This is a genomic window from Streptomyces sp. NPDC054932 (assembly GCF_053610205.1).
Map to the genome: position 1 here is coordinate 1 of NZ_JBSGXU010000349.1, position 3,468 is coordinate 3,468.

Below are 3,468 nucleotides of genomic sequence, written 5' to 3' on the forward strand. Positions count from 1 at the left end.
GGTCCGGGGCGCTGCCCCCGGACCCCCGCGTCTCGAACGCCGGCGGGGCTGCAGGTGCCCGGTGGGGCCGGCCGGAGCGGTCAGTCCCGCGACCGTCGCCGCAACAGCCGCTTGGCACCGAAGGCCAGGACCAGGCCCGCGGCCAGGACGAGGGCTCCCTTGCCGAAGCTGCCCGTCGGCTCCGTGGCGGCGGACGCGTCCGCCCGGGAGCCCGGCTTCGGGGAGGCGGAGGCGCCGTCCGAAGGGGCGGGGGCGACCGGGACCGCGATGACCCGGCTGCCCTCGCCCTCCGCGCCGAACATCAGCGTGGAGCCGTCCGGCGTGTAGGTCACCGACTCCGCCTGGCCCTGCCAGGGGGCGTCCAGCCGCTCGCCCTCGCCGACCGGCAGGCCGTCCTTCCACGGGTAGGTGCGGGCCGTGAAGTAGCCCCGCAGGGTCAGACGGGTGCCGTCGGGGGAAAACGCCCCGTCCGTCACCCACGGCACGTCGGCGACCCGCCGGAACACGTTCGCGCCGCCCGTCGACAGCTCCGCGGGCCCCTCGTACAGGCCGCCCTTGTTCTCGTCCTTGCTCGCGATGTAGATGCGCCCCGTCACCGGATGCACCATCAGCGACTCCGCGTTGCGCGGCCCGTCCGCGTACTTCACCGTGAACTGCGCGGCCTTGACGGTGGCGTCACCCAGTTGTTTCGGTTCCGGGAAGCGGTAGATCCACACGTGGTCCCAGGTGCCGTTGCGGTTGTCGCCGATGTCCCCGACGTAGAGCTGCCCGTCCGGACCGAGGGAGATCGCCTCGACGTCGCGCGGTTTGCCGATCCCCGTCAGTGTCAGGCGGGCCACCGTCCGGCCCGTGGCCGAGTCCACCGCGTAGATGTACGGGCCGTCGTCGCTGTCGTTGTGCGTCCAGTACACGCCCGGGTGAATCCTGCTGGCGGCCAGGCCGCTGGACTCCTTGATCCGAGGGTCGGAGAGGGTGAAGGAGGAAGAGCCGGGGGTCTCCGCGGCGAAGGCCGGGCCGGGCAGTACGACGAGAGCGGCGGTGGCGACGGCGGCGGTCACGGCAACGGCGGCGGACACGGCGGCGGACGGCATGGGCAGGCGCATTCCCCCAGCCTGCCAGTACGTGCCGCGTGTCCGGCGTCACAGGGGTTTCTGTCGCGCGATCCGCGATGATGACCGGATGCGTTTCATGTTCGTCGGCGACTCCATGACCATCGGACGCGCCGGCGACTACACCTGGCGCTACCGGATGTGGCAGCACCTCAGCTCGACCTTCGGCGGTCCCCACCGGATCGTCGGTCCGCGCTGCGAGCTGTACGACACCGTCACCGACACGCCCATCAGCCACGCGTACGCCGACCCCGGCTTCCCGGAGCACGCCCGCCGCCATCTGGCGGGCTGGGGCGAGGGCTGGCAGCACATGGCCCCCCTCATAGGCCCGGCGGTCGACTCGACCGGGGCCGACGTCCTGCTGGTCTCCCTCGGGCTGATCGACCTCGGCTTCTACACCGACGCCGAGCAGACCGCCGCCAACGCCCGCAGCTTCATCGCCGGGGCCCGCGCCGCCCGTCCGGGTGTCCGGATGGTCCTGCTGCCGGTCATACCGAACAGCCGGGCCGAGGAGGACGCGCCCTTCGCGGCCGAGGTGGCCCGTTTCAACGAGCTCCTCGCGAAGGCCGTCGCCGACCTGACGACCGACGCCTCGCCGGTCCTGCTGGCCGCGCGCCCGGCCTCGTACGACATCCACCGCGACACCTACGACGGCACTCATCCGAACGCCTCGGGCGAGCACCGGCTGGCGGGGGAGTTCGCGGCGGTCCTGCACCAGGCGTGGGGGATCGGCGGCCCCTACCGGCCCGCGCAGGGGCCGTAACACGCCCTTCACGGGAGGGTCTTGCTTCGAGCGCACTCGAAGCAGTTGGCTAGTGGCCCATGAAGTACACGCAGCTCGGACGCACCGGCCTCAAGGTCAGCCGACTTGTACTCGGCACAATGAACTTCGGCCCCCAGACCGGGGAGCCCGAAAGCCACTCGATCATGGACTCCGCACTCGACGCGGGCATCAACTTCTTCGACACGGCCAATGTGTACGGCTGGGGCGAGAACAAGGGCCGCACCGAGGAGATCATCGGCACCTGGTTCGCCCAGGGCGGTGACCGCCGCGAGAAGACGGTCCTCGCCACCAAGGTCTACGCTTCCATGTCCCGCGAGGGCGACACCTGGCCCAACCACGACCGCCTGTCGGCGCTGAACATCCGGCGGGCCGTCGACGCCAGCCTCAAGCGGCTCCAGACCGACTACATCGACGTCTACCAGTTCCACCACGTGGACCGCCGGACCCCCTTCGAGGAGATCTGGCAGGCCGTCGAGGTCCTGGTCCAGCAGGGCAAGATCCTCTACGTGGGCTCCTCCAACTTCCCCGGCTGGAAGATCGCCCAGGCCAACGAGACCGCGGCCCGGCACGGCCGGCTCGGCCTGGTCAGCGAGCAGTGCCTCTACAACCTCGCCGAGCGGCGCGCCGAGATGGAGGTCATCCCGGCCGCCGAGGCGTACGGGCTCGGTGTCATCCCGTGGTCCCCGCTCCACGGGGGCCTGCTGGGCGGGGTCATCAGGAAGGAGGTCGAGGGCGGCCGCCGCGCCTCCGGCCGGTCGGCGGACGCGCTGGCCAGCAGCTCCGTACGGGCGCAGGTGCAGGCGTACGAGGACCTGCTCGACAAGCACGGCCTGGAGCCGGGCGAGGTCGGGCTGGCCTGGCTGCTGACGCGCCCCGGGGTCACCGGGCCGATCGTCGGGCCGCGCACGCAGGAGCAGCTCGACTCGGCTCTGCGCGCGGTGGAGCTGGAGCTCCCGGAGGAGGTCCTGGCGGGCCTGGAAGAGATCTTCCCCGGTCCCGGGGCGTCGCCGGAGGCCTTCGCCTGGTAGGGGTCAGGGGCTACTGGCCGACGGCAGCCGCCACGGCCACGACGACGAACATCAGTACGAGCACACCGGCCATCACACGGTTTCTGGTCTTGGGATCCACCCGTCGAGCCTAACGCGGCAGCCCCTGCATCGTGGACGCAGGGGCTGTGCCGTGCCCGGGGGCGCTGCCGGCCGTGGCGTGGGTCACGGCCCGCCGCCCGTGGGGCGGCTGCGCGGAGCGGCTACTGCCAGCTCATGTCGCCGTTCTGGGCGGCGACCGGGGGCTTCGCGGCGGTGAGCGGGGCCGCCGAGGCGACGGCGGGGGCGCCGAGGACGACGGTGAGGGCGACGACCGCGGCGGCCTGGAAGATGCGGGTGATGCTCATGGTGACCGGTGTCCCTTCGGAGTGCCGTGAGGCGGCGTTCTGCTGGAGGTGTCCCGGTCGGTCCAGCGTCCCGCGGTGGCGCTGGCCCTTTCCGGTGAGACCCAGCTAAGCCGCAGCTCGGCGGCGGCAGAAGGGCCGGCCGCTGGCCCGAACCGTCCGTGGACGGATGCGGACAGGCGGCG

4 protein-coding genes are annotated in these 3,468 nt (G+C 72.2%); 2 read left to right on the forward strand and 2 right to left on the reverse strand.

Going from position 1 to position 3,468, the window contains the following annotated elements:
* Positions 1 to 80: 80 nt before the first annotated feature.
* Positions 81 to 1,103 carry a WD40 repeat domain-containing protein gene (locus tag ACWGE1_RS40495; RefSeq protein WP_453425474.1) on the reverse strand — a complete coding sequence of 341 codons (1,023 nt, stop codon included), beginning with the start codon at positions 1,101 to 1,103 and terminating at the stop codon, positions 81 to 83.
* A 76-nt stretch (positions 1,104 to 1,179) separates the two neighbouring features.
* Between ACWGE1_RS40495 and ACWGE1_RS40500 the strand changes: the two genes are divergently transcribed.
* Complete coding sequence (locus tag ACWGE1_RS40500; protein ID WP_453425475.1) at positions 1,180 to 1,872, forward strand: GDSL-type esterase/lipase family protein; 693 nt, start codon at positions 1,180 to 1,182, stop codon at positions 1,870 to 1,872.
* A 59-nt stretch (positions 1,873 to 1,931) separates the two neighbouring features.
* Positions 1,932 to 2,921, forward strand: a complete 990-nt coding sequence (locus ACWGE1_RS40505) for an aldo/keto reductase (protein WP_453425476.1) — start codon at positions 1,932 to 1,934, stop codon at positions 2,919 to 2,921.
* Positions 2,922 to 3,142: 221 nt separating this feature from the next.
* Here ACWGE1_RS40505 and ACWGE1_RS40510 read toward each other — a convergent pair whose 3' ends face one another.
* Entirely contained in the window at positions 3,143 to 3,286 is a 144-nt protein-coding gene (locus ACWGE1_RS40510) for a hypothetical protein (RefSeq protein ID WP_453425477.1), read from the reverse strand.
* Between the last annotated feature and the right edge of the window lie 182 nt (positions 3,287 to 3,468).

Excerpts from the sequence above, each read along its gene's own strand:
- ACWGE1_RS40495 (WP_453425474.1), bottom strand. The coding sequence starts at position 1,103 with ATGCGCCTGCCCATGCCGTCCGCCGCCGTGTCCGCCGCCGTTGCCGTG.
- ACWGE1_RS40500 (WP_453425475.1), top strand. The coding sequence starts at position 1,180 with ATGCGTTTCATGTTCGTCGGCGACTCCATGACCATCGGACGCGCCGGC.
- ACWGE1_RS40505 (WP_453425476.1), top strand. The coding sequence starts at position 1,932 with ATGAAGTACACGCAGCTCGGACGCACCGGCCTCAAGGTCAGCCGACTT.
- ACWGE1_RS40510 (WP_453425477.1), bottom strand. The coding sequence starts at position 3,286 with ATGAGCATCACCCGCATCTTCCAGGCCGCCGCGGTCGTCGCCCTCACC.